We start from the raw sequence: 22,202 nt of genomic DNA, 5'->3' as shown, positions 1-22,202 counted from the left end.
GTCCGAGCTCGGATGAATGAGGCAGAGCTGCTGCGAAGGGCCTCACACCGTACGGCCTGCGCCAGCTCCACCGCACGAAGACGGAGGACCTCGGTCATGGTCCAGAGCTTGGGCCGGCGCCCCGGGGACTGCGCGTTCACGCTTCTCGACCCACCCGCCGAGGGATCCGCCTCGGCGCAGCTCGCTGCTTGAGCAGCGGGAGATCCGGGAGCCGGATCCGGGGATCGGCTCCCCAATGGCTCCCAAAACGGTTGCGGAAACCATTCAGGGCCACCGACTCGCGTGAGTCGATGGCCCTGACCTGGTGTTTCAGCTGTCGGGGTGGCGGGATTTGAACCCACGACCTCTTCGTCCCGAATGAGGTTCGGGCGAGATCCTGAACAGCCATGATGGGTATCAGTGCTGGTCAGGGGCTTGGTCCCGAATGCTTTCGCGTGGTCTCGGCGGGCTTCCAGATGAAGATCATCTCCCAGATTTCTCCCACGCTGGGCGGCGATGGCGTCTGGGCCGCGATCGTGCGCAACGTTGCGTGAGCAAGTTTGCGCCAGGTGCGGTGATCCTTGACGTGCTGCAACAGTGCGGTTGCCCTCCGGAGAAGACGGTCGACTTGCATCCAGCAGTGATCACGGGGCGTGGGAGGAACCGGGCAAAGCCCAGAGTTGATGGAGCGGCCGGTGGAGGCTACCAGTTTGATCGCGTCCTGCTTGAACTCTTCCGAATACCGGGCTGTACCCACCACGACACCTCCATGCCAGATCCCACGATCTGACCCTCAAGAGATGTCCACAAACGCGGGCAAACCCCATCGCTCAACTACACCTGCGTCCTCTTCAGCCCGGGAGAGCCGCAGTAGCCATCGCGACGGTACGGAACGTGACCAGCCGCCATCCAATTTCGTGTGCCGCGTCGAGCACGGACTTATCTGTCATTTCGAACTCCGTGAGGAGTGCCTCGGTCTCGGTACGGTCACTGCGATATAGAGCATCGAGGAGGCGGAGAACCAGCAGCTTCAATGGTCCGTCAGCCGCTCTGTCCAGGTGCTCCTCGTCGACATGGGCGATGATCTCCGTCAGCCTGTATAGCGAAGGGAGAGCATGGGTCTCGTTCTGGACGAGGGCCATGCCGACCTGCAGACCGACGTTGTGCACAGCAGTTGCGATTGACTGAGGGTTCAGCTTCGATGTGGTCGCGTAGCCGTCGAGTGTTGCGAGCTCGATGGCGACCTCGGTCCAGCGGCCCTGGAATGCTAGGGATTCCGCAAAAAGGGCAACAACGTTGATCCGCTGGACAATGGGCAATTGCGCATTGTCCAACAGCGCCCGACACCGAGTCTCGATCTCGGTGTCATCAACACTTCTATCGCTCAATGCCTGCGTGATATATCCGATTTCAGTAAGGATCTCGGAGACGTTTGTATCCGGCAGTCGTGCGCCAAGTGCTTGCAGGTCGGCGATAAGGCGGACGACCGCTTCACCTGGAACCTCACGATGCGTTGCTGTACGGAGTGTTGTCAGGACGTTGGCGACCGCGTTGGCTGCATCGGTTGGACGGGAGCCAGCGAGTTGTAGAGCTAGCCCGTAGATGCGCTTCAGATGTGGGAACAAGTGGTCCAGCGGCGCGCCCTGCTCCCGCATCACGGCAACGAGCGGAAACAGCGTCTTGATCTCAAGTGCGGGTGCCGGAGCGGTGCGGGCCCTGATGACATTGAGCTCTGATTCGAAGCACGATCGTGCTGCTGCCAGACTCCCGATGCGGAAGTAGGCGCCGCCGAGGTTGCCGTAAAGGACTGCAAGGTCGTCGGAGCTGATCCCGAGCCGCAGGGCATGGCCGGCGATGCTCTGTGCGTGTGGAACCAGCCGATGCATGCGGTGCTCATCCTCATCATCGATGAACTCAGCAAGCCAGCCCTGTGTGTGAAAGGCGGCGCGGCTCAGAATCGGCTCCACGCTGCTGGAGCCTTCCAAGGTGGCCCGTACTACGTGCTGCACGATCTCGTTGATGCTGATCGTCTCGTCGAGCTCGTCAGGATGCTCCGACTTCGCCTGCCGGTGAGGCCCGCCTGCGCTGAGCGGCTCACCCCGCTGCACGAGGGACTCGGTCCGCAAGGCACGGTGGATCTCCAGGACGCTGAGAGGATTCTGGCTCGATTCCACCATGATCAGCGGCCCCTTCAGGCCACTGCGCATGACGGACTCCTTGGGCACCACGGCTGCGGCGACCAGGAGCTGGAGCGGAATCTGGCGAGAGGCCAGGTAAGAGGCGGTGCTGATCGACGCGATTGCCGCGTTCGATATGTCGTGCTGTCGAACGCCTCTCGTGGCGCGGCCGATTCGTTGCAGGGCTACCCGGATTGCCGCGACGAGCGTGCGCGGATACCCAGGCGGGACAGACTGCTCGTCGTCCAAGGCACGATCGCGGATGAGTTTCAGATAGCGAGGTACCTCCGCAAGGCCGAGCCCGCAACTGGCCAGGTAGCCACAGGCCAACTCGATGGCTAGAGGCCAGTACTCCAGGTTCTGCGCAAGCTCGGCTGCTGCCTGTTCGCTCACCTTGTCCCAGACGGAGCCGTCGTCGGATAGACGCAGGCGGATCAGCGACACGGCCTGGTCGGTGGTGAGGTGAGTGATGGGTACTCGTCGGGGGTGGGTGGCCCAACTGCTCTGGTTGGTGGACGTAATGATCAGATGCCCACGCCCGCTGGTGGGCAGCCACGGAAGTAGACGGCGACGGTCCGAGGCGTTATCGACGACCATAAGCCAGCGGCCTGGGAAGGCACTCAGGAGCGCGTGTACGCGGTGGCGTAGGGCAGAAGAGTCCATGTTCGCCTGCGCTTGCTGCGGGGCGAGCCAGTCATGCAAGACGTGATAGGAGGCGGCCAGGCTGGCGTCGCTCTCCGCATCAATCCAGAAGATGTGGTCGTAGGAGTCCGCGACGTCGTGGGCATACGCAGCTGCTGCACTAGTCTTTCCGATACCGGACAATCCCAGCAGTACGCAGGCCCGCACCACTCGATCCTCGGGTGCTTCCGTGAGTGCCTGGTGAATGTGCGCCAACAGGTCGGGCCTTGGGAGATCCGGCGGCGACGGGACGGGGCCCACCATGATGCCCCAGTCGAAGCCGCCAAGGTCATGGGCGAGGTGAGCGGCCTCTGTCAAAAGTTCGAAACGGAAGTCCGCCAAGGTGAGCACTCCATCGAACTCGCCACAGGCTCTACGGAAGATCTCCGAGACCAGGTGATTGGTCATGCGTCCTGCCGAGCGAAGCCCTAGGCCGCTGCGCTGCTGCGAACGGAATTTCCTGATGCGTTCCCTTAGTTGCTCGCGCAGCTCATGTGGCTCGCGGGTATCCGGCACGATGCGGGCGCGATGCAACCGCAACAGCTCGTCATGGTTAAGACCCTTGGCGTTTTCTTGCTGTTTTGAGCTCCGCTCCAGGAGCGCGGTCAGCTCCTGTTGGAGCTCATCGGGATCGGTGAGGCACAGAACCCGGTTCAACTGAACTGCCTTGGAGTGCAGTCTCATATTGGTGATCAAGCTGTAAGCCTTGGCGCTCGGTCTGGCCTTGATCATCCGCATCAGCACAGCGAAAGCAGCCGGAGCAGACAGCTCGGTACCCGGTCCTCCTGATTTCACTTGCGCGGCAAGCACGGGGGACCGGTCGCCATCTACCAGATCGAAGTCGATGGCGTCCGGGTCGTCCACTCCCTGTGCGTCGGTCTCAGTCGGTTCGATGACCGCGGCGTGTACGCCAGGTTGGAGCCCCTCGGCAGCAGCCAGCAACCCCTCCAAGGTGACCAGATACTGGTACTGAAACCCGAAGGCAGCAGCCTGCCCTCCACGCTCCGCCATGCCGCCGCCTTCGTCTCAGTGCTCAAGTCTTCTTGCCGTGATCAACGTGGTGGCTGCTGTGGATGGTTCCGTCGCTGCCGGGGCCTCATGACCAGCCTGACCAAGCACGGAAGGGCGCGCTCGACAGTCCTCTCAGCGCCCGCCTGGAGTCAATCACTGAGAGTGATACCTGGAGCCAGCCTCGACGGCTGGCTCCAGGCAATTCAGGCGCCAAACACGGGCCTTGACCCCGGATCTTGAACACGTCTATGCGGCTCGGGTCAGGGTAGTTGCTGTTGAGTGGAAGGTGTTCTCGTAGGTGATCGGGGATCGCTGGCCGAGCCGGGAATGCCGGCGTTGCGTGTTGTAGCGGGACAGCCATCGGAAGGCGTCGAGTCGGGCCTCACGTTCGTTTGACCAGCCCTTTCGCCCCTTCAGCGTCTCTCTTTTGAAGGTCGCGTTGAACGATTCCGCAGCGGCGTTGTCCGCGCTGCTGCCGATCGCACTCATGCTCTGACGGACACCGGCGAGGCGGCAGGCTTCGGCGAAGGCCCGACTTGTGTACTGGGCTCCGTGAGCGGTGTGCATCACGGCTCCGGCGAGGCTGCCGCGGGTCCGGATCGCGGCGGCGAGGGCGTCAGTGACGAGTTCGGAACGCATGTGGTCGGCGATCGCCCACCCGGCCAGACGCCGTGAACATAGATCGATGACGGTCGCGAGATAGCAGAACTTCCCGCCGCCGACGCTCAGGTAGGTAATGTCGCCGACGTACTTCGTGTTCACCTCGGTCGCTGTGAAGTCGCGGCCGATCAGGTCCGGCGCCTTCACTGCGACCGGGTCGGAGATGGTGGTGCGATGCCGGCGCCTCAGGCGGACCCCTTCGAGGCCGATGGTCCGCATGATCCTTGCGACGCGCTTGTGGTTGACCACCTGGCCGCCCTCGTCGCGAAGCTCGGCGGTGATCCTCGGGGCGCCGTAGGTACCGTCGGAGTCTCGATGGGCCTTGCGTATCCGGGCCGCAAGGCGGTCGTCGGCGGCCTGGCGGGCCGCCCGGTCCGGGGCGGTGCGGCGCCAGTAGTAGAAACTCGAGCGCGCGATCCCCAGGATCGAGCACAACCGCTTCACGCCAAACCGGCGCTGGTGATCGTCAACGAACTGGCAGCGGTTCACCAGCGCGTCTCCCCTGCGAAATACCGAGCCGCCTTGCGGAGAATGTCCCGCTCCTCCTCCAGCTCGCGGATCCTCCTCCGCGCGGCGGCCAGCTCCGCCTGAACCGCGTCACCGTCAGGCTGCGGCGCCACCGCGGGTACGGAGTGGGCACCGGGGCGACGTCCGTCGGCGGCCCGGATCCAGTTGCGCAGCGTCTCGGTGTTCACCCCGAGGTCGGCGGCGACCGACTTGATCGTCGCTCCCGGACGGGACCGGTACAACGCAACAGCGTCCGCCTTGAATTTGGTGGGATAGTGCTTCATCCCCACGGGGACTCCGTTCTCCTGGACCATCAAGATCCAAGTCTCTCCGGTGTCCAGACTCCGGGGTCAGGGCCCCGTCGCCGAACCCCAGAAGATCAAGCTCTGAGGCATCACACAGCATGTGGCTCATGATGAGAGCCGCGATACGCTGCTGGAAGTCGATCCCGGAATGTGTCGCAGCACCGCCGCTGTTTCCCACTGAAGCTCCCCTCCTCGGAACGTGGATGCCTTCATCGTCGGTCAAATCCACTACCTCTTGATTCTGGACGAGGTTCGGTGAAGGTCCTCATCTTCGGATCTTGCATACGTGCAGGTTGGTGGATTGGCGTGCGACGGCGTGACGGGGCGTTGGTTGCTCTCTGAGAGAAGGCCATCTCCCAGGATCCCCCCACGTTTCTTGTTTGATGCAGCGTTTGGTTCATGGGTGCGGGCGGACTGCGATGCACTCGCGGCGGCTTGCTGCACAGAGTCTCCGTCTTCCCCCGGGCCGCGAGGGCCCGGAAGAGCTTGCAGCCTTGAGGTAGACGGCACCCTCTAGGATGCCTGACTTTCCCCCTTCGGGATGAGTTGGCTCCTGCCCCGACCAGGCTCACCGGTCCACCTGGTCACACATTGGCCTTTGCGAGCGTGATCTACCGACCGCGAGAATCGAGGGGAGACGAGTGTGCGGGTGGGCGGGGGCAGAGTGCAGGTCGGAGATCATGCCGCTTGGGAACGGGGCTTCCCGGTGAAGTACCTGCTGGTCCACCAGGACGAAGACGACCAGGATGAGTTCTGGGGACGGTGCGCGGGTGTCGAGGGCATGTTCGTGGACAAGGTGCCGCCGCCGCGCGAGGTCTTGACGCTGCGGGGATGTGATCCCGAGGGGCTGCTCCGCGATGCGCTGATGCCGAGCCGGCCATCAACCGCCTTGCTGGGTGACGTATGCATCGAGGTCTGGGACGAAGATCAGGCATTGCAGTGGTGGTCATTGCTCGACTGCGTCGTCATCGCTCATCAGCCGAACCGGGACGATCAGGCCCTGGTGGACATTGTGGTCGGGGCGGGCGTCGAGGAAGAGCACGCCTGGACACACACCCTTCCGACGCCGCCGCGGTTCAAGCTGTTCGCGGGGCCTACGGGGACGCCCGGTTCGGTCGGCCAGTGCCTGGCTGTGGACGGGCTGTTCGTGACGCGAGGTGCCCCGGCGCCCGTGCCGATGAGACTCGTTGGCTGCGAGCCTGCGGAACCCCTACTTGCTGTCCTGCGACGGCCACGTAAGTGGGACCGGGACTGGGTGGGGCTGTGGGCTTTGGACCGCGCCGGCCGAGTGATGTATCGCCACAACGTCCACCTGCGCATCGAGACCGCCCGGCCGTCTGTACTGGGCGGCAGTCTCCTCGACGTCAAGCTCACCGACGGCGGTGAGGAGAGGCCGCCGCTACTGGCCCGCTCGATCTGGGAGACCTGGTACAGGGGCGCCCCGGATATCAGTAATCAATGGGCTCCGCTCTCCGCCGAGGGCAGGTCCGAATGGCTCGACCTGACCGCCACCGGCATGAGCGGACAGGGCCCGGACCGTTCGGGCGGTGTCCACCATCTCGACGGTGCGTACGTCACGGACGTGCCTGGCCTGCACTGCGCGATGGCGGAGGCGCTGGCGGGACCTGGCGGCTATTACGGCCGGGAATGGAACGCCTTCAAGGACTGCCTGCACGGTGGCTTCGGTGTGACCGCACCCTTCACTTTGATCTGGCACGACGCCGACGTCGCTCGCCAGGCGCTGGCGGACGACATCTGGGACGCCGAGAAGGGGCTGAGCTACTTCGAGGAGATCGTGCGGCTCCTCGAATCCTTCGGCGTCACGGTTGTTCTCCAATGACAAGGGCGCGACGTCCCGGCCTGTTCGCACTCTCACCCGCGGATCTTGTAAACGCGCAGTCAGGGGCTGATCGGCCGCAGCCACGTTCACGTTGGGCGGTTAGGGAACGCTGGCTGCGCTCACGGCGGCCCGGTCACCTCCGTGGGGTCCTCCGGGAGATGGCCGTGCAGGCGATACCCCATCTCGTCGGGGTGCCGGGTGACGCGGGCCAGTCGCCAGGCCGCCTCGTACGACATACGTCCGTGGTTTTGGGCACGAAGCCGCACCGCCAGCAAGCTGGTGACCGGATCGAGAAGCCAGCGCAGGAGCATCAGGTTCACTGGAACTCGCCGGCGATGGCGGTGAGGGCACGGGCGGCGTCCTCGTCACCGAATGCTCTTACGGTGCCTGCAAGTAGGACGAGTAGTTCCTTGCAACCTTCAGGGGTCAGCTTGCCGACGAAATCGTGGATCACCTGAGCGATAACGACCCACTGCTGTCCGGGTTGCCACTGCCTGACCGTGCGGACCAGATCTTCGAGATCCGTACCCGCCGGTGGGCCGCCCAGGCGGGGCCAGTTCTCGGCCGAGCCTTCCAGGGCTGTGTAGAGACGGGCGGCAGCGGGGTTGGCGAGGATGTGTTCTTGGAGAAATTCCTCGCGCGCTTTGGCCTGGCGACGGGCCAGCTCGTCCAGCTCGAGTTCGCGACGCAGCAGTTCTTCCTGGCGACGGTGGTTCTGCTGGAGCTGTTCCGCGGCGAGCGCGGCCTTCTGTGTTGCTTCGTCCACCTCGACACTCACGGTGGCGTCCACGACGATCACCCCCACGCCCCCGAGAGGCAGGGCTTCGGCGAGTGCAGTGCCGATGTCCTGCTCAGCGGCGTCATGGCGCAGGACATCGCAGGCGGCGGCTGCTTCATCGATCACGGCCCTGACGAGTTGCCCGGCTGCGTACGGGGCCGCGGGGATGTCGGTGTCGTCACGTCGCCGCCATGTCGCTCGGACATGCGCGCGGAAGTGGAGCGTCGGGTCCGCGCTGCGTGGTCGGTCGGAGAAGATGGAGACCCAGGTGGCGCCGCCCGGTTGGGCGGCGCCTTCGGGGGCGGGGCGACGCTTCATGCGGCTTCGCGCTCCTCTGACGTGTCTGCCTCGGGGTCTTCCTGCAGCAGGAGGCGCTGGACCTTGGCGAGGTCGGCGTCTAGGAGAGAGGAGAGTTCGAGTTTCAGGTTGGCCCGGTCGTGCGAGTACGGGCGATCTTCGCTCTGAACCCATACTTGTGAGCAGGTACGCAGAGCCTCGCGCAGGGTCGGGCCTTCAGGGCCGCGGACGTCGACGGCCCGCCGAAGGGTGTCGAGGATGATCCGTCGCAGAGGCGGCCGCTCAAGAGCCGCATCGAGCCACAGGAAGATGGCTCGGTCGAGTTCGCGATCCCCCGCCGCTCCGGTTGCCTGACGTAGGAGAGTGCGCCACCCGGTGACAAGGCCGGCGACTGGAGGCCGGAAGTCCTCCTCTTCGTCGGAGTCCGGCGTGGTGTCGCTGTGGAGCACCAGCGGCACTCGGTCGGCTTCTGGCGCAGACGACGCGGCGAGAGCGGTGAACGTACGGTGGCCAACGGTGTCCCGGATCTTCTCGTCGCCGCACCAATCGACGACGTACCCGAAGAGCGTCTTCCGCACGGAGGTGTCCGCCCACAGCACCTGGATCGCTTCGCGCAGGCTGTCCACGACCTCCGGCAGCCCGCTGTTGGCCACGCGCTTCAGGCGGCGTAGCGCCTTCCCGGTGTGACGTCGTCCGAACTGTCCGGTGCAGACCTCGACGACGGCCTGTTGGAGGGAGGCATCCTTGCGCTTGGCCCAGGAAAGTAACAGGGAGTGCACGTACGGAGCACTGGCTGCATGGATCGCCGCGTTGTCGAGCAACTTCACCGCTAAGGGCCACAGTTCTTTGTCCGTGCCATGTGCGTACCACGCCGTGACGATCGCCTCTAGCGGTTCTTGTCTGCGATGGCGTACGGCCCAGCGCAGCGCGAACTCACCGATGCGGGCTGCCAAGGCGCGACGGGCGTCCTTGGTGATGGTCTCCAGGGCTTCCTTGTTCGTCCCTGTGTCATCGATGGGGACTTGGGCGAGCCACTTCAAGAAGGAGGTGCGGGCCAGCGGACGGTCGTTCCAGAAATACTCGATCGCGGCGTCATCCCAGTGCGGCCGGTCGAAACGGAGGGTCCCGTCCTCCTCGCGGCGCGCTTTGATGGCCTTGGTCATGGCGATCACGCCTGGTGCCTGTTGCCCGTGGACAGGGACAGGCGTGTCGCGTTTGTCGAGCGTGTCGGTCAACTCCGCTGCCTTTGCGTACACGTGGCCTACCGGGTCACCGCGCAGGACCGCTGCGGTGAGGAGGAAGTTCCGTTCGAAGCTGGTCCGGACGCGGCCTTCTGGTTCGTGCCACTCGTAGAGTGCGTCTTCCCAGTTGCTGAGGACAGCCACGACATTGGAAATCTGGTCGTCGAGGGAGCGGCGCCGCTCGGTAGGCGTTTGCTGCGCCGAATCCCGAGTTACGTCCGAGAGGGCATCGGCTGCGAGTTGCTCGGCGGTCCGGTGCTCATCGAGCATGAGGGGAGTGACGTTCAAGATGTCCGTGGGCGTCATACCGTCGATGAGCCGGCGTATGTCGGCGCTGCCGAGCCAGGCATTGACGGGGAACGACGGCTCCTGCGCCAGCAGCCAGCGCGTGGCGATGTCGTGAGGATGGATCTCGCCCAGATCTGGCGCAGCACTCGGCGGCGCGCCGTGGCTGATTCGTCGCCACTGTTCCGGTCGGGTCAGGACGATGAGTCGGTTGTCTCGTCGGGCCAGCTGCTCACCGAGCTTCCCCAGGCCGGAACCAAATGTGTCGGCTACCTGGAATTTGTCTTCGTCTGGCGGGAGTTCGATTAGGAATCCGCACCGACGGTCATGAGGCAGACGTCGGGCGGGGAAGTGCTGGGATCCACCGAAGGAGAGGGGCCGTACTTCCGAGATCAAACCTTCTGCCACTAGCTGGTCGAGAAGGGCGTATGCGGTTGTGGTTCTGCTGCTGTTGGGTGGGCGGTTGATGACCAGGACGGAACCTGAAGGTCGCAGGACCTGAAGGGCCTGGGCGAAGGGGCTGCGGGTTCGGTCTGTGTCTTCAGAGCGGGGCTTGGCATAAACCCTGCGGATCACTGCCAAGTATTCGGCGTCGATGGGCGCGTCGGCGTCCAGCGTCTGCTCGAACACGTACTTCGTGCCGATCATCTCGCCCAGGTTGATCAACGCGCGCTGGAGCGTGGCCGCCTGCCCGACGGCTTCGATCGCCTCGGGGGACGGTTGTTCCGTCCTGCCCCGCTCAGCTTCTCGATGAGCGGCGGGTTCCGGGCTGTTCGGTGGGATGGCAGGGGCAGGGGGATACAGCGTGGGCGCGGATCCTGACTGTGAGCTCGCCGACCCGATCACTTCGGGACGAGCGGGCACTGTTGACTCGGTGTCGGCCTCGGAGACTGGGGTGGGCGTGTCGGCGGAGGCGGCGGCCTCTGTGTGTTTGGTCTGGTCTACGTCGCTGTACTGGTCGAGTAGCGGTGGACGTCCGCGCAACTCTTCGGCAGCGCTATATGGGCTTCCGGTAGCCGGAACGGACTGCTGCTGGATGAAGTCCTGCTCATCGTCGAGAGCCATCGGTTGGGCCGCCTCTCAGCCGATGGTTCCGTCGATCTCGACGCCGACCTGTTCCGCTGCCGCCTCGACGACCTTCGCGGACTGGTCCACGCGAACGCGGCCCGTCCTGGAAATTTCCTGCGCACGTACACCGACCTGGTGGCCGGTGAGTTGTTCCGCGCGCTGCGTGACGGAGACGCCCAGGCGCGCGGGCCGCTCCTCCTCGTCGCCGAAAGGTAGCTGGCGCCCGTAGATCTCCTCCAAGTCCAGGCGGAGCGCACCCAACAGATCCCTGAGTCCCGCATCGTCTCCCTGCAGCAGCGCCGGGCGGGTCAGATACACCTGGAGCGCTCCCCGAGCCTCGGTGATGCGCTCGATCCGCGCAGAGGACAGTTCAGCCGGGCGGACGGTCAACGCCCCGATCTGTCCATCGACTTGCTCCGGTTCCTCCACGGGAACCCGACCAGCGCGCCGATCAAGGACCGCTCCGGCCCGGTCGAACAGGAACTTGACCGCCTCGGTGAGTGCGGTGCCGACGAGCATCGGAAACGTCAGTGGATCCACGGATGTGCCCTCCCCGTTGATTGCGCGACCCGCTGTGTACGCGCGGGCGCAAAACCTGACTGACGGTACGGTTGCTGTCACTCAGAGAGAAGGAGCTTCCCGGTCACCCATGGTGATGTCCCAAACACTCCTGGCGTTCATGTGTGCGATGCCCTTGACGTGGGCGCAGTCAGTTGGCGCCCGGCTGGCGCGCATATGGCAAACGCACTTCCAGCCGGAACTATGCGGAATGGCTCAGGCGAGAGCTTCCCGGTATGGCCGAAATATGCAAAAGGAGCGCCCGACTCCGCGTGCCCTCAGGAGGGACGCTGTAGCCAGTTGGCATGACTCAGCGATCGTCGAAGGTCTCAATTGAGGCGCAGAAAAAAAAGCAGTTCGCCGGGGGCAGGCAGAACAGATCTCGAAAGGACTGGTGCGCCGCCGCACGGCATGTGAACGTACAACGCCCTGCTGCAAGAACGACCGTCGAGCTACGGAGGCGCCGCAGTACCCGCATCACCCCGACGAATCCTCCCGCCCTTCCTCATCGGACCCGATGTACTGGGTCACACCGTGCCACTTGGCTGGTGACGGTGGCGCCCTCGCTGAGCGAACCGGCGAGACCCTGGCCGCCGTCGGTTGGCGCATGTGGCCCACAGCCCGTAACACCCTGCTGCACGTGAGTCCGGACGAGCTGTCGGCGTGCTTTGAACCGTGACCCCCTATCGGTCGATGAAAAGTGACCCCTTCCGTGATCGAGTGATCAGTCTGGCTCCATGGGAGTCAGGTGGAAGAGGTGATCGGTGTGGAGGACTGGGCTGAGATCCAGCGGCTTCACCGTGCGGAGGGAATGTCGATCAAAGGGATCGCGCGGCATCTGGGGATCGCCCGGAACACTGTGCGGCGGGCCGTGGCCAGCGACGATCCGCCGAAGTACCGGCGGGCGCCGAAGGGCTCGATCGTGGACGTGGTGGAGCCGGCGATCCGCGAGTTGCTGGCGGAGTACCCGCGGATGCCCGCCACGGTGATCGCCGAGCGGATCGGATGGGAACGGTCGTTGTCGGTGCTGAAGCGGCGGGTGCGGGAACTGCGGCCGGTCTACCTTCCGGCGGACCCGGTCTCGCGGACGGCGTATCAGCCCGGCGAGCTGGCCCAGTGCGATCTGTGGTTCCCGCCGGTGGATATCCCGCTGGGCTTCGGGCAGACCGGGCGCCCGCCGGTGCTGGTGGCGGGATATTCGCGGGTGATCACCGCGAGGATGCTGCCGTCGAGACAGGCCGCCGATCTCGTGAGCGGGCACTGGGACCTGCTGTTCGGTTGGAATGCGGTGCCCCGGGCGCTGGTCTGGGACAACGAGGCGGCCATCGGGCGCCGCCGGGAGGGACGGGTCGTGCTCGGTCATGAGTTCGCTGCCCTGGCCGGGCTGCTGGCCTGCAAGGTGATCCTGTGCCGGCCCCGCGACCCGGAGGCCAAGGGTCTGGTCGAGCGGGCCAACGGCTATCTGGAGACGTCGTTCGTGCCCGGCAGGGTGTTCACTTCCCCGGCCGACTTCAACACGCAGCTGGCCGCGTGGCTTGAGGTCGCCAACCGACGGGTGCACCGCACTCTGGAGGCGCGTCCGGCCGAGCGGTGGGAGGCCGACCGGGCCGCGATGGTGCCACTGCCGCCGACCGCGCCGCCGCGCTGGTGGCAGACATCGGTGCGGATCGGCCGGGACCACTACATCCGCCTGGACACCTGTGACTATTCCGTCCACCCGGCCGCGATCGGGCGGATCGTGCGGGTCGAGGCGGACACCGAAACGGTGCGGGCTCATCTGGACGGCCGCCTGGTCGCCGAGCATGCGCGCTGCTGGGCCCGCCACCAGACGCTGACCGACCCGGACCACGCCGATGCCGCCACGGCGATGCGGCGCCAGTACCGCCAGAGCGGGGCCGTCGCCGCGGCGGTGGAGGTCGCACAGCCGGATCTGCCGGCCTACGACCGCGTCTTCCATCTGATCGAGGGCGGAGGAGGAGAGGAGTGAAGCCATGGCCACCCGCCCCACCACGTCCCGGGACATCGCCGCGGAACTGGCCTTCCTCAGCCGTGCGTTGAAGGCACCGGCCCTGCTGGACGCTGCCGACCGGCTCGCCGAACGTGCCACCGCCGAGTCCTGGACGCATCAGGAGTATCTGGCCGCGTGCCTGCAGCGCGAGGTCGCCGCCCGAGAGGCCCACGGCGGAGAAGGCCGCATCCGCGCGGCCCGTTTCCCCGCCCGCAAGACCCTGGAGGAGTTCGACTTCCATCACCTGCGCGGGCTGAAACGGGAGGCAGTGGCCCATCTGGGCACCCTGGACTTCATCACGGGCAAGGAGAACGTGGTCTTCCTCGGCCCGCCCGGCACCGGCAAGACTCACCTGGCCATCGCGCTGGGCATTCGCGCCTGTCAGGCCGGTCACCGCGTCGCGTTCGCCACCGCATCCCAGTGGGTCGACCGCCTGGCCGCCGCCCACACCACCGGAAAACTCCAGGACGAGCTCTTGCGCCTCGCGCGCTTCCCCGTTCTGGTGATCGATGAGGTCGGCTACATCCCGTTCGAACCGGAAGCAGCGAACCTGTTCTTCCAGCTGATCTCCGGCCGCTACGAACGCGCGTCCGTGATCGTGACCAGCAACAAGCCCTTCGGACGTTGGGGAGAGGTCTTCGGCGACGACACCGTCGCCGCCGCCATGATCGACCGTCTCGTCCACCACGCCGATGTGCTCTCCTTGAAGGGAGACTCCTACCGGCTGAAAGACCGGGACATCGGCCGCACCCCGAACGCGGCAACCGGCTGAACAACTGCACACGGGGTCAAAAATCACCGACCCCAAAGGGGTCCAGGTTCGAAGACCGCCGACACCAGACACGTGAACTGAGTATCTGAGAGGTGTGATCCCGTGAAGTCAGCGCCTCCCGTCCGCACCGCCGAGATATTCGATGCGGAGCGTGTTGACCTCATGGCGGTACGTCGTGAGGAAATCTCGAAGGGTCACGAGCTTTCCCCCGTAGGTGTTGAGCTGCCAGGCCATGACGAACTCCGGGGCGTGGGATGAGTATCGGGTCGCCTGCCCGTCCTCGACCAGCCAGAGTCCGCGTTCGTCTTCTGGGGCTGGCGGCCCGGGGCGGTCGCTGATGATCTCAAACATCATGTAGCGCAGCCCGAGGCGGCGAACAAGATCCAGATCAGTCATCCAGGTGGTGCCGCCGTGTCGAGTTGCCATCCAGTTCCCCAGATCGCGGTACACCTCGTGGACGTAGTGGTGAAAGCCTGGCGCACCCCCGGTGCTGTTCGCACACAGCCTGCCCTCGGCGACGGAGCGACTGCCGTCAGGGAAGCGGGCGACGGCTTTGATGCGTGGTTCCCACAGGGTGAGCTCATCCGGCCATCCATAGATGACGGTCTGAATCAGGTCGCAGGGGTTGTAGATCCACAGGACGACGTCGATGTCGCCTGGTTGCTCGGCAACTCGCTCCAGCCACGCCCGGACGAGCATCTCCCACTCGGGGTTGCCGCCGAGGCTGGTCATGGCCTGATCTACAAAAGAGTGCCACCGGCTGGTGATCCGGGGGTTGGCAGAGCCGATGTACTTGAATTGCCCGTCCCCGCGATCATGGCCAGCCAGCATCTGCAGCCAGTCGCGTTCCTCATATGCCCCGTTACCCAGGGCAAACGCTCCGGTGCCCCGATACCCGGTGATCTCCCAATCGGAATTGCCTAGGAGGGTGCCCAGCACTCCCGGGTAAGCCGACTCGACTTTGACGCATCGAACGCGCGCGTTGATTTCGCACCACGCCTCGTACTCGGCCGGGTGCTCCGCACCGTACCCGTCTACTTCCGTGGAGTCCGACAGCGCGCTGCCCCACTCCACGGTGCCGACACCCAGGTACAGGCCGTAGTGCGCGATGACGCTGTCTTTGGCGCTGATGCGTTCAAAGTCGGCAGCAAGAAGGTTGGGCGCGCCGATCTCCGCAGCGATCTGCCGTATGTGTTTCCATCCGTGGTCTCGGTCTTGGGGGCTCGCGTAGAGGTAGATGCCGTGCACCGGTGTGATGTACTGCTCAGGGGACAGTGGAAGCATCGCGACGCGCTCAGCGCTGAGCGTCCCGTCGTCATGCACCTGGAGTTCGTAACCGCGAAGATCATGGCTCCAGTCACGGGCCATGTTGCTCACCGGGACGAGTAGTTCGCGCCAGTCGGTCGACACGATGAGGGCGCGGATGCGGTCAGGCGCGACCTGCTTGTCGCGCTGGAGAAGCTCTGCGTACTTTGCGACCTCGTGCAACGCCTCACGGGACGTGGAAGTAGCACGCTTCAACTCGATGATCACCCACAGACCGTGTCGGTCACGAGCAAGGATGTCGATCCAGCCCCTCGTACGGAGCGGCGGGTCGCTCAGCGCAAACTCGCATCGGACGAGGGTCAGTCCTGGTTCGAGAACGTCTAGCTGCTCCGCCAAGAGGTCCCGGAGCTCACGTTCGAGTAGCGCGGTCATGAACGAAGACAGTAGTGGTGCGGGCTGACATGGACCCCAAGGCGGCGGGAGCTCACCATTCGGCGGCTCCGCCGGCACGGCGGAGCCATCAGGCGCGGATGAGGTACGGTCGCGGTCGAGTCGACGACTGGTCGTTCGCGAACGTGCAGGTGTGGGTCGGCGCAGCCGAGGCATGTTGCTACTGCTCGACGATCACCTGCTGGGAGACCCCGACCAAGATCTTCTCCCAGATTTCTCCCAAACGATCTCCAGAGACGCAGGAAGGGCCTGATCCTCGGTGAGGATCAGGCCCTTGACCTGGTGTTTCTCTGTCGGGGTGGCGGGATTTGAACCCACGACCTCTTCGTCCCGAACGCGATTTCGCGGTATCTGGGCTTGTGGGGTCGCGAGTTTGCCTGGCCGGGTGGCTTCGGAGGTGTCCGTGGTCGTCCATAGCGGTCCGTCGTCCGCTGTGGCGTTTGGCCCCCTGTTTGGCCCCCTGGGATCTGCTGGCGCACCCGTCGGGCCGCACTGACGAGAAGAGGAGCATGGCAGGCTTGAGGCAACTACGACGGAGAGAGGGAAGACGCGTGTCGCAGCAGGCCAGCCCTCGCGGGACCTTCCTGAAAATCGCTGATGTTGTCAGAGCTCAGATCGAAGACAACAAAGACATGACCGAGTTGCCGTCGGCCGCGGAACTGATGCGTGACCACGGCGTGTCCCGCGGCGTCGCGCTTCGGGTCTTCGGCGCTCTCCAGAAGGAGGGGATCGCGGAACCGGTGCCCGGTGGGCGCTGGCGGGTGGTGCGGCGAGGAGAGTCCATCGACCGCCGACCGTTGGCTGAACGTCTCGCCGACGTGATCACGGATGACGAACTCTCCGTGGGGGCGGCTTTCCCCAGCGCGTCGGCCTTGTCCGCGCGCTTCAACGTCTCGCGGCCCACGGTGAGCAAGGCACTCGACAAGTTGCAGGCCGCCGGACTGGTATCGGAAGGGAAGCAGGGGAAGCAGCGCACAGTGCTGGCCCTGCCGGGAGAGGAGAGTGTGAAACCTTGAGTTCCACGACGCTGACCGACTGGGCCTACCCCCTCGCCGAATCGCTGCTCTCGGAGCCATTGCCACGCCGTTGGGCCCATTCGCAGGGGGTGGCGGAGCGGGCCCGCACGATCGCCTCGATCCTGGGTCCGGACGCAGACCTCATGGAGGCGGCCGCGGTTCTGCACGACATCGGCTACTCGCCCGACCTCGCCAAGACCGGCTTTCACCCGCTGGACGGGGCGCGGTATCTCCGAGACGTCGCCCACGCCGACGAACGCCTGGTGCGCCTTGTTGCGCACCATTCCTGCGCGTGGATGGAGGCTGAGGCACGCGGCATGCGTGACGAGCTGGAAAACGAGTTCCCTCGGGAGCAACCTCACCTCGCGGACGCTCTCTGCTATTGCGACATGAACACCACGCCGGACGGCACCCCGACGAACCCTGTGGACCGGGTGAACGAGATCGCAGGCCGCTATGGTCCGGACAGCTTGATCGGGAAGTTCATCAGGCGTGCCGAGCCCGAGATCCTTGCCTGCACGGCACGCGTCGTCGATCGGCTTTCCGCTGCGAAGCGTCAGCCGATGTAGGGCGCGGTGCGCGTCTGGTCCATCGCGTGCTCGATCCTGAGCCGCATGGTGGGGTGGATGTCGAATTCTGCGAGGTCCGCCGGGGAAACCCAGCGGACCTGTGTCGTTTCGTCGCTCGTACGGACCGCACCACCGACCGGGCGGGCCCGGAAGCAGATACTGAACTGCTGCCGGGCTTCGCCGTCGTCGTACAGCATCACGTGGCCGGGGTCGGTGTAGATCCCCGACATGTCGACGACTTCGGCCCTGATCCCGGTCTCTTCCCAGACCTCGCGGACAACCGTGTCGCTGATGGACTCGCCCACGTCGTGGCCGCCGCCGGGCAGCGCCCAGCGTCCGTTGTCCGAGCGTTGGATGAGCAGGATGTCCCCGGCATCGTTCTGTACGAAGGCGACGACAGAGGGCACGACCGAGTTGGCCGGCGGGGCGGCGGAGTCGTGGAGGTAGTCGATGCGTCCCATGCTCAAGCTCCCGCGATGTCGTGTTCCGTGACCGGGCGTGCGCCGACCCACGCCTGTTCGATGCTATTCGCGTAGGTGTCGAAGAGACCGCCGCCGGGCAGTCGCCGCAGGTGCAGGACGGGTGCCATGTACGCGCCGATTCCGTAGACGTGGGTGTTCACGAGAATCTCGTCATCGGAGCGGAAGATCGAGTTGTAGAGGGTTCCGTCGTGCAGACGGAAGCCGATGCCCGGGTGGCTGGTGAAGAGCGGCCGGTAGTTCACCAGGGCGTTGCGGATCTTGCCGTCCATGATGCGGTGACCTTCGTCTATGCCGCGCTGCTGCACCGCAGCGCAGCCGGGGTCGCCGAGCAGGATTCGCACCTGGACGACCCCCTCCGCCTTCCTCTTCAGGAGGTCATGGAAGAGAGGGTCCTCCGACAGCCACAGCCCGGAGTAGACAAGGGCGTCGATGCGCGATTCGGCTTGCTCGTAGAACTCGCGCCACAGGGTGTTGGGCACCATGTGGCGGTGCGGATAGATCGTGACGATCTCCGCCTTGCTCAAGTCGGCCGCCGTATCGACGGCACGCGAGTCGTTCCACAGCGTCGTCACGTCGACGCCGAGCGCGGACGCCGCGGCGTACTGGTGCCTTCGGTACGGAACCTTGCCCTGGGTGATCCACCGCTCGACGGTCTTCGGGTTGACCTCGATCGCGTCGGCCAGGTCCTGCACGGTCATGCCCTGTGCCAGCAGAGCCGACCGGAGGCGTTCGTTGGACATCTCAACCTCCGGGGACGTCTTGGGACCTCTTGAAGGTATCCAGATGACTTCAAGGTGTCCACGTATGGGGTAACCAACGCCCCTGACCAGCATCGATGCTGATGGTGCGCCAGGAAAGCCCCGGCGCGAACCCAGGAAGTTCGGCGCCCCGCTTGACGAACCCCTGATGTAGGACCTGTAATACAGGTATCGCATCGGCTGTGAGGCGGAAGCGAAGAGGGAGCCCTGTTTGGGCTGCTTCGAACTGTGCCCGGAGGGCCCCGGCAAGGGAGTGAGCCCGAAGGAAGCCCTGTTGTTTGAGAACTGAACAGTGAACTGAGGCGAGGTGAGAGTCCTCGCTCCCGTGACGGCCGGGTGATGTCGTCGGCAGTGGTGCGGCGCGTCGGCGCTGTACGCACGATCCTGCGGCCCTGGAGAACGCCCCCGGGCGCCACCCGCAGCGAACTGCCCTGCTGAGCGCCAGGCAGAGAGATGGCGCACCGATCACAGGCTCGGGACCGATCGGCCGTGGCAACGGCCGACCGGCGAAGCCCCTGGTTCTCCGTCCCTTCGATCTACGGAGTCCTGATGTTTCTACGAATACACAGGGCGCTGTTCGTGCTGGACCGGCACGGGCGGTGATGCCCTTTGCGTCTGCCTGATCTGCGGAGTGCACCGGCTATCCCGGTGATTCGCGGACTCAGGGTCACCCTCGCAGCCGATGGCTGCGCCGGTTGCCTCCCCCAGCCGTCCGCCCTGTTTTACGCGGGGCGTACGGCCGGGCGGCGGGGAGCCGGTCCCCGGTCGACTCCTGCTGTGGAAGCAAGTGCAAGGCACGGCGGGTCCGGTGTTGCAGCTCCGGACCCGCACCCCACACACATTCCAAAACGGCCGCAGCCCCGGTGGTTGGACACCGGGGCTGCTGTTCGGGCCGTTCCTCTCTGGAAGGAACACACCCAATGAAGCACATCGTTGCACTTCAGGCCGCTGTTACGGTCCCGCCGCCCGGCGGTGAGCCGTCGGCTGCGGACCTGGCCGCGATCGAGCGGGAGATGCCGCTCATCGCGGCTGAGGTCGAGTTGCTGGACGTGCAGATCGCATTGCTGGACCGGGCCCCGTCCGAGCTGGACGAGCGCCGCATCCGCCGCGCCCGCAACCGGGTCATGGCGGCCCGTCGGGACCTGACCAACCGCACCGAGCCGCTGCTGGGCGGTGCCGCATGAACCTGATCGCTTTCTGGTTCCTGGCCCTGGTCTGCATCGCCGTAGAGGTCTTGGGCCTGGTCATCGGCCGTCAGGACGTGCACTACGCCGGGGCCCTCGCCGCGGCCGGTGTCGTCGCCGTGCACATCCTCCTCACCCGTGCGGAGGGGCGCCATGAGTGACCGGCCTGTTCTGGATGAGGCGGTCAAGGATCTGCTGGCCGCAGCCGCCGCCGCCCTCGATCTGCCCCTGCCGGCACTCGGCAGGGAGTCCGAGGTTGCCCACTACCACCTGCTTGAGCTTCGGGCCATGGGCGTCCGCGCCGCGCTGAGCGCGCTGGCCGACTTCTGGCACCCGGGGTCGGTCGCGGACACTGCGGCGGACATCCGGCGCTTGGCTGACAGGCAGCCCGTCGACTACACCCCGTTCGTGCCCCGCGAGGAAGAGGGGACGGGATGAGTACCTACGCCGAGGAGATGCGCGTGGTCCGGGCTGCCGATGCCGAGCAGCGCCGTATCGACCTGGCTGCCGCCGACAACCGCCGTATCGAGCGGGAGAAAGCGGCGGACGAGCGTGCGGCGCGGCTCCGCGCTGAGAGGCGAGCTGAGAAGGACCGGGCCAGGCAGGACCGGGCCGCGCGGCGAGCGGCCCGCGGCGCGGCACTGACTGCGGGCAATGTGTACCGCAAGGGCACCCTCGCCCTGGTCACCGCGTCCGCGCTGGGGTCCCTGCCCGCGCAGGTACTGCACTTCGTCAGCATCTCCCCGATGCTGCTCCCGCTCCCGTTGGCGATCGAGGGAGCGGCGTGGGTGATGGCGGCCGGTGTCGCCTACGCCGACGAACGTCATCTGCCGGGCTGGGTGCGCTGGTTCCTGCGGGCCCTCGTGGTCGCCGCGGCCGGGTTCGCCGCGTCCGTCAACTACGACTACGGCACGCACCTGCCTGGCCTGTCCGAGGCGAACGCGTGGGCCGCAGGCGTCGGGCTCGCGGCGGTGACCCTGCTCGGCCCGGTCCTGTTCGAGATCCGGCAGTGGGTGACCACCCTCTCGGCGGCCTCCGGTGACGCCGAGGACAGGGCGCGGCGCAAGCACGAGCGCACGCGCCGCCGCCAGCACCGCTCGGTCGCCCGGCTGGCTGACCGGCTGGTGTCCGCCGCGTCGTTCGGCGAGGTGTCGTTCGAGGACGCGTTCACCCGCGCGTGGGAGATCGAGACGGGCACGGCCACCCCTGGCATGACCCCCGCGCTCCATCGGCGCGCGGCCCGGTCGAACGCCGCTCTCGCGCAGGCCCGGCACCCGTCCGCGGGGCGGTCCCGGGCGGGAGCGTGGTGGGGCGGCCGGTGGCGGGACACGGGTTCCGTGGTCACCCCGGTGCCGGTGCCCGCCCTGGTGCCTCACCCGGCCGAGAGTGCCCCGGATACCGCTTCGGAGGTGACCGAGCCCCCGGCCCCGGCCGAGGTCCCGTCTCCTGCCCCCGAAGCGGTATCCACACTGGTCATCTGCGGTGACCGGCAGGTGTGGCCCCTGGTGGTCCCCCCGCTGGACACCGATGAGGGGGTGCCCGATGACAAGGGCGGGAGGTTGCCGACCGAAGCGGCAGCAACCGTGATCCGTGCCTGCTGGATGACGGGCACCACGGTCACGGAAACCGCCCGCCAGGCCACCCGCAGCACCTCGTACGTGAAGAGGGTGTTCAACCGCCTGGAGACTGAAATCGGTCCGCGGCCGTCACCCGGTCAACTCGCCCTCGTCTCAGACGAGGCCGCCTGATGAGCGCGCTCCCCGTCTACCGGTGGCGCCTGGCCCCCGACGGCTACGCCACCCGCCGCCAGCTCCGGGCCCTCGGGCTGCGGCCCGGCGGACAGGACGTCGCCGCCCAGCTCGAACGCCCGCGGCGCCGACGGGGCCCGCTGGTTGCGTACCTGTACCGGGTCGACCTGGCTCGGCCGGTCCGGCCGATGACCCCGGCCCGGCGGGTGGCCCTGGCCAAGGCCATGACGGCCCGCCGTACCTGCCCCGAATGCCGCCGCGATGCCGGGTACTGCATCCCGCGCTCGCTCGGCATGTGCGTTCCCTGCTTTGACTCCCCGGCCCGAAAGGACCTGTGTTCATGAAGTACTCCACCCCCGTGGGCGGGACCACCGAGGTCCGCACCCGCGTGTTCGGCAAGTCGACCGTCCTGTGCACCTGCGGGTTCCACCGGACGGTTTCCACCCGCGACGCCGACCGGATCGCCAACAACCACGCTGGATCGTGCCGCCGTGGCACCCCGCCTGCCAAGTGGCGCAGCAGCAGCGGCTCCATCGGTCGCTGACCCTCACCGCCCCGGCAG

The 22,202-nt window shown here is 66.1% G+C and carries 21 protein-coding genes; 12 read left to right on the top strand and 9 right to left on the bottom strand.

Annotation, left to right across the window (positions count from 1 at the left end; all coding sequences use genetic code 11):
• The first annotated feature begins 386 nt into the window (after positions 1–386).
• A complete protein-coding gene (locus ACFC79_RS15225) occupies positions 387–533 on the top strand; it encodes a hypothetical protein (RefSeq protein WP_363145565.1) in 147 nt (48 codons plus the stop codon).
• Between the two features lie 297 nt (positions 534–830).
• On the opposite strand, the gene ACFC79_RS15220 is transcribed toward ACFC79_RS15225, so the two are convergent.
• Positions 831–3,848 carry a hypothetical protein gene (locus ACFC79_RS15220; protein ID WP_376239965.1) on the bottom strand — a complete coding sequence of 1,006 codons (3,018 nt, stop codon included), beginning with the start codon at positions 3,846–3,848 and terminating at the stop codon, positions 831–833.
• A gap of 246 nt (positions 3,849–4,094) precedes the next feature.
• Positions 4,095–5,305 (bottom strand): IS3 family transposase gene (locus tag ACFC79_RS15215; RefSeq protein ID WP_376239963.1). Its coding sequence is split into 2 segments (ribosomal slippage): positions 4,095–5,014 and positions 5,014–5,305, totalling 1,212 coding nucleotides; the frame shifts between segments, so codons are not numbered across the junction.
• Between the two features lie 721 nt (positions 5,306–6,026).
• Between ACFC79_RS15215 and ACFC79_RS15210 the strand changes: the two genes are divergently transcribed.
• Positions 6,027–7,160 carry a barstar family protein gene (locus ACFC79_RS15210; RefSeq protein ID WP_376239961.1) on the top strand — a complete coding sequence of 378 codons (1,134 nt, stop codon included), beginning with the start codon at positions 6,027–6,029 and terminating at the stop codon, positions 7,158–7,160.
• 119 nt (positions 7,161–7,279) lie between these two features.
• On the opposite strand, the gene ACFC79_RS15205 is transcribed toward ACFC79_RS15210, so the two are convergent.
• The 4 genes from ACFC79_RS15205 to ACFC79_RS15190 are packed head-to-tail and all read right to left on the bottom strand — an operon-like array spanning position 7,280 to position 11,369.
• Complete coding sequence (locus ACFC79_RS15205; protein ID WP_376239959.1) at positions 7,280–7,471, bottom strand: hypothetical protein; 192 nt, start codon at positions 7,469–7,471, stop codon at positions 7,280–7,282.
• 5 nt (positions 7,472–7,476) lie between these two features.
• Complete coding sequence (locus ACFC79_RS15200; protein WP_376239956.1) at positions 7,477–8,256, bottom strand: hypothetical protein; 780 nt, start codon at positions 8,254–8,256, stop codon at positions 7,477–7,479.
• Positions 8,253–10,826 (bottom strand): hypothetical protein, encoded by a 2,574-nt coding sequence (locus tag ACFC79_RS15195; protein WP_376239954.1) that lies wholly within the window; start codon positions 10,824–10,826, stop codon positions 8,253–8,255. Before ACFC79_RS15195 ends, ACFC79_RS15200 begins: the two co-directional genes overlap by 4 nt.
• Positions 10,827–10,841: 15 nt before the next feature.
• A complete protein-coding gene (locus tag ACFC79_RS15190) occupies positions 10,842–11,369 on the bottom strand; it encodes a hypothetical protein (RefSeq protein ID WP_376239952.1) in 528 nt (175 codons plus the stop codon).
• Between the two features lie 775 nt (positions 11,370–12,144).
• On the opposite strand from ACFC79_RS15190, the gene istA reads away from it, so the two are divergent.
• The gene (istA, locus tag ACFC79_RS15185; RefSeq protein ID WP_376240188.1) at positions 12,145–13,374 is read left to right on the top strand and encodes an IS21 family transposase; all 1,230 of its coding nucleotides are present in this window, start codon (positions 12,145–12,147) and stop codon (positions 13,372–13,374) included.
• Positions 13,375–13,378: 4 nt separating this feature from the next.
• Positions 13,379–14,167, top strand: coding sequence for an IS21-like element helper ATPase IstB (gene istB, locus ACFC79_RS15180; protein ID WP_376239949.1), 789 nt, complete (start codon positions 13,379–13,381; stop codon positions 14,165–14,167).
• 108 nt (positions 14,168–14,275) lie between these two features.
• On the opposite strand, the gene ACFC79_RS15175 is transcribed toward istB, so the two are convergent.
• Positions 14,276–15,865 (bottom strand): endonuclease NucS domain-containing protein, encoded by a 1,590-nt coding sequence (locus tag ACFC79_RS15175; protein WP_376239947.1) that lies wholly within the window; start codon positions 15,863–15,865, stop codon positions 14,276–14,278.
• Positions 15,866–16,434: 569 nt separating this feature from the next.
• On the opposite strand from ACFC79_RS15175, the gene ACFC79_RS15170 reads away from it, so the two are divergent.
• Together ACFC79_RS15170 and ACFC79_RS15165 are read left to right on the top strand one after the other, a co-directional pair.
• Positions 16,435–16,899: a GntR family transcriptional regulator gene (locus ACFC79_RS15170; RefSeq protein ID WP_376239944.1), complete on the top strand. Its 465-nt coding sequence runs from the start codon at positions 16,435–16,437 to the stop codon at positions 16,897–16,899.
• Positions 16,896–17,468 (top strand): HD domain-containing protein, encoded by a 573-nt coding sequence (locus ACFC79_RS15165; RefSeq protein WP_376239941.1) that lies wholly within the window; start codon positions 16,896–16,898, stop codon positions 17,466–17,468. The genes ACFC79_RS15170 and ACFC79_RS15165 overlap by 4 nt, the downstream gene beginning before the upstream one ends.
• Here ACFC79_RS15165 and ACFC79_RS15160 read toward each other — a convergent pair.
• Both ACFC79_RS15160 and ACFC79_RS15155 read right to left on the bottom strand, forming a co-directional pair.
• Entirely contained in the window at positions 17,456–17,929 is a 474-nt protein-coding gene (locus ACFC79_RS15160) for an NUDIX domain-containing protein (RefSeq protein WP_376239938.1), read from the bottom strand. The two genes, ACFC79_RS15165 and ACFC79_RS15160, sit on opposite strands and share 13 nt — an antisense overlap.
• 2 nt (positions 17,930–17,931) lie before the next feature.
• Complete coding sequence (locus tag ACFC79_RS15155; protein WP_376239935.1) at positions 17,932–18,690, bottom strand: XRE family transcriptional regulator; 759 nt, start codon at positions 18,688–18,690, stop codon at positions 17,932–17,934.
• A 938-nt stretch (positions 18,691–19,628) separates the two neighbouring features.
• On the opposite strand from ACFC79_RS15155, the gene ACFC79_RS15150 reads away from it, so the two are divergent.
• Genes ACFC79_RS15150 through ACFC79_RS15125 form a run of 6 tightly spaced genes read left to right on the top strand, consistent with a single transcriptional unit; the run spans position 19,629 to position 22,184 of the window.
• Positions 19,629–19,892, top strand: coding sequence for a DUF6284 family protein (locus ACFC79_RS15150; protein ID WP_376239933.1), 264 nt, complete (start codon positions 19,629–19,631; stop codon positions 19,890–19,892).
• The gene (locus ACFC79_RS15145) at positions 19,889–20,053 is read left to right on the top strand and encodes a hypothetical protein (protein WP_376239931.1); all 165 of its coding nucleotides are present in this window, start codon (positions 19,889–19,891) and stop codon (positions 20,051–20,053) included. Before ACFC79_RS15150 ends, ACFC79_RS15145 begins: the two co-directional genes overlap by 4 nt.
• Positions 20,046–20,330, top strand: a complete 285-nt coding sequence (locus ACFC79_RS15140) for a hypothetical protein (RefSeq protein WP_376239928.1) — start codon at positions 20,046–20,048, stop codon at positions 20,328–20,330. Before ACFC79_RS15145 ends, ACFC79_RS15140 begins: the two co-directional genes overlap by 8 nt.
• Positions 20,327–21,640 carry a hypothetical protein gene (locus ACFC79_RS15135; protein WP_376239926.1) on the top strand — a complete coding sequence of 438 codons (1,314 nt, stop codon included), beginning with the start codon at positions 20,327–20,329 and terminating at the stop codon, positions 21,638–21,640. The genes ACFC79_RS15140 and ACFC79_RS15135 overlap by 4 nt, the downstream gene beginning before the upstream one ends.
• The gene (locus ACFC79_RS15130; protein ID WP_376239923.1) at positions 21,640–21,984 is read left to right on the top strand and encodes an RRQRL motif-containing zinc-binding protein; all 345 of its coding nucleotides are present in this window, start codon (positions 21,640–21,642) and stop codon (positions 21,982–21,984) included. The genes ACFC79_RS15135 and ACFC79_RS15130 overlap by 1 nt, the downstream gene beginning before the upstream one ends.
• On the top strand, positions 21,981–22,184 hold the full coding sequence (locus ACFC79_RS15125; protein WP_376239920.1) for a hypothetical protein: 204 nt from the start codon (positions 21,981–21,983) through the stop codon (positions 22,182–22,184). The genes ACFC79_RS15130 and ACFC79_RS15125 overlap by 4 nt, the downstream gene beginning before the upstream one ends.
• Positions 22,185–22,202 lie beyond the last annotated feature (18 nt).

It is taken from the genome of Streptomyces sp. NPDC056061 (genome assembly GCF_042266885.1).
Lineage (GTDB): Bacteria > Actinomycetota > Actinomycetes > Streptomycetales > Streptomycetaceae > Streptomyces.
The sequence above is the reverse complement of the archived record's forward strand: the minus strand, read 5'-3'. Positions and strand labels throughout refer to the sequence as shown.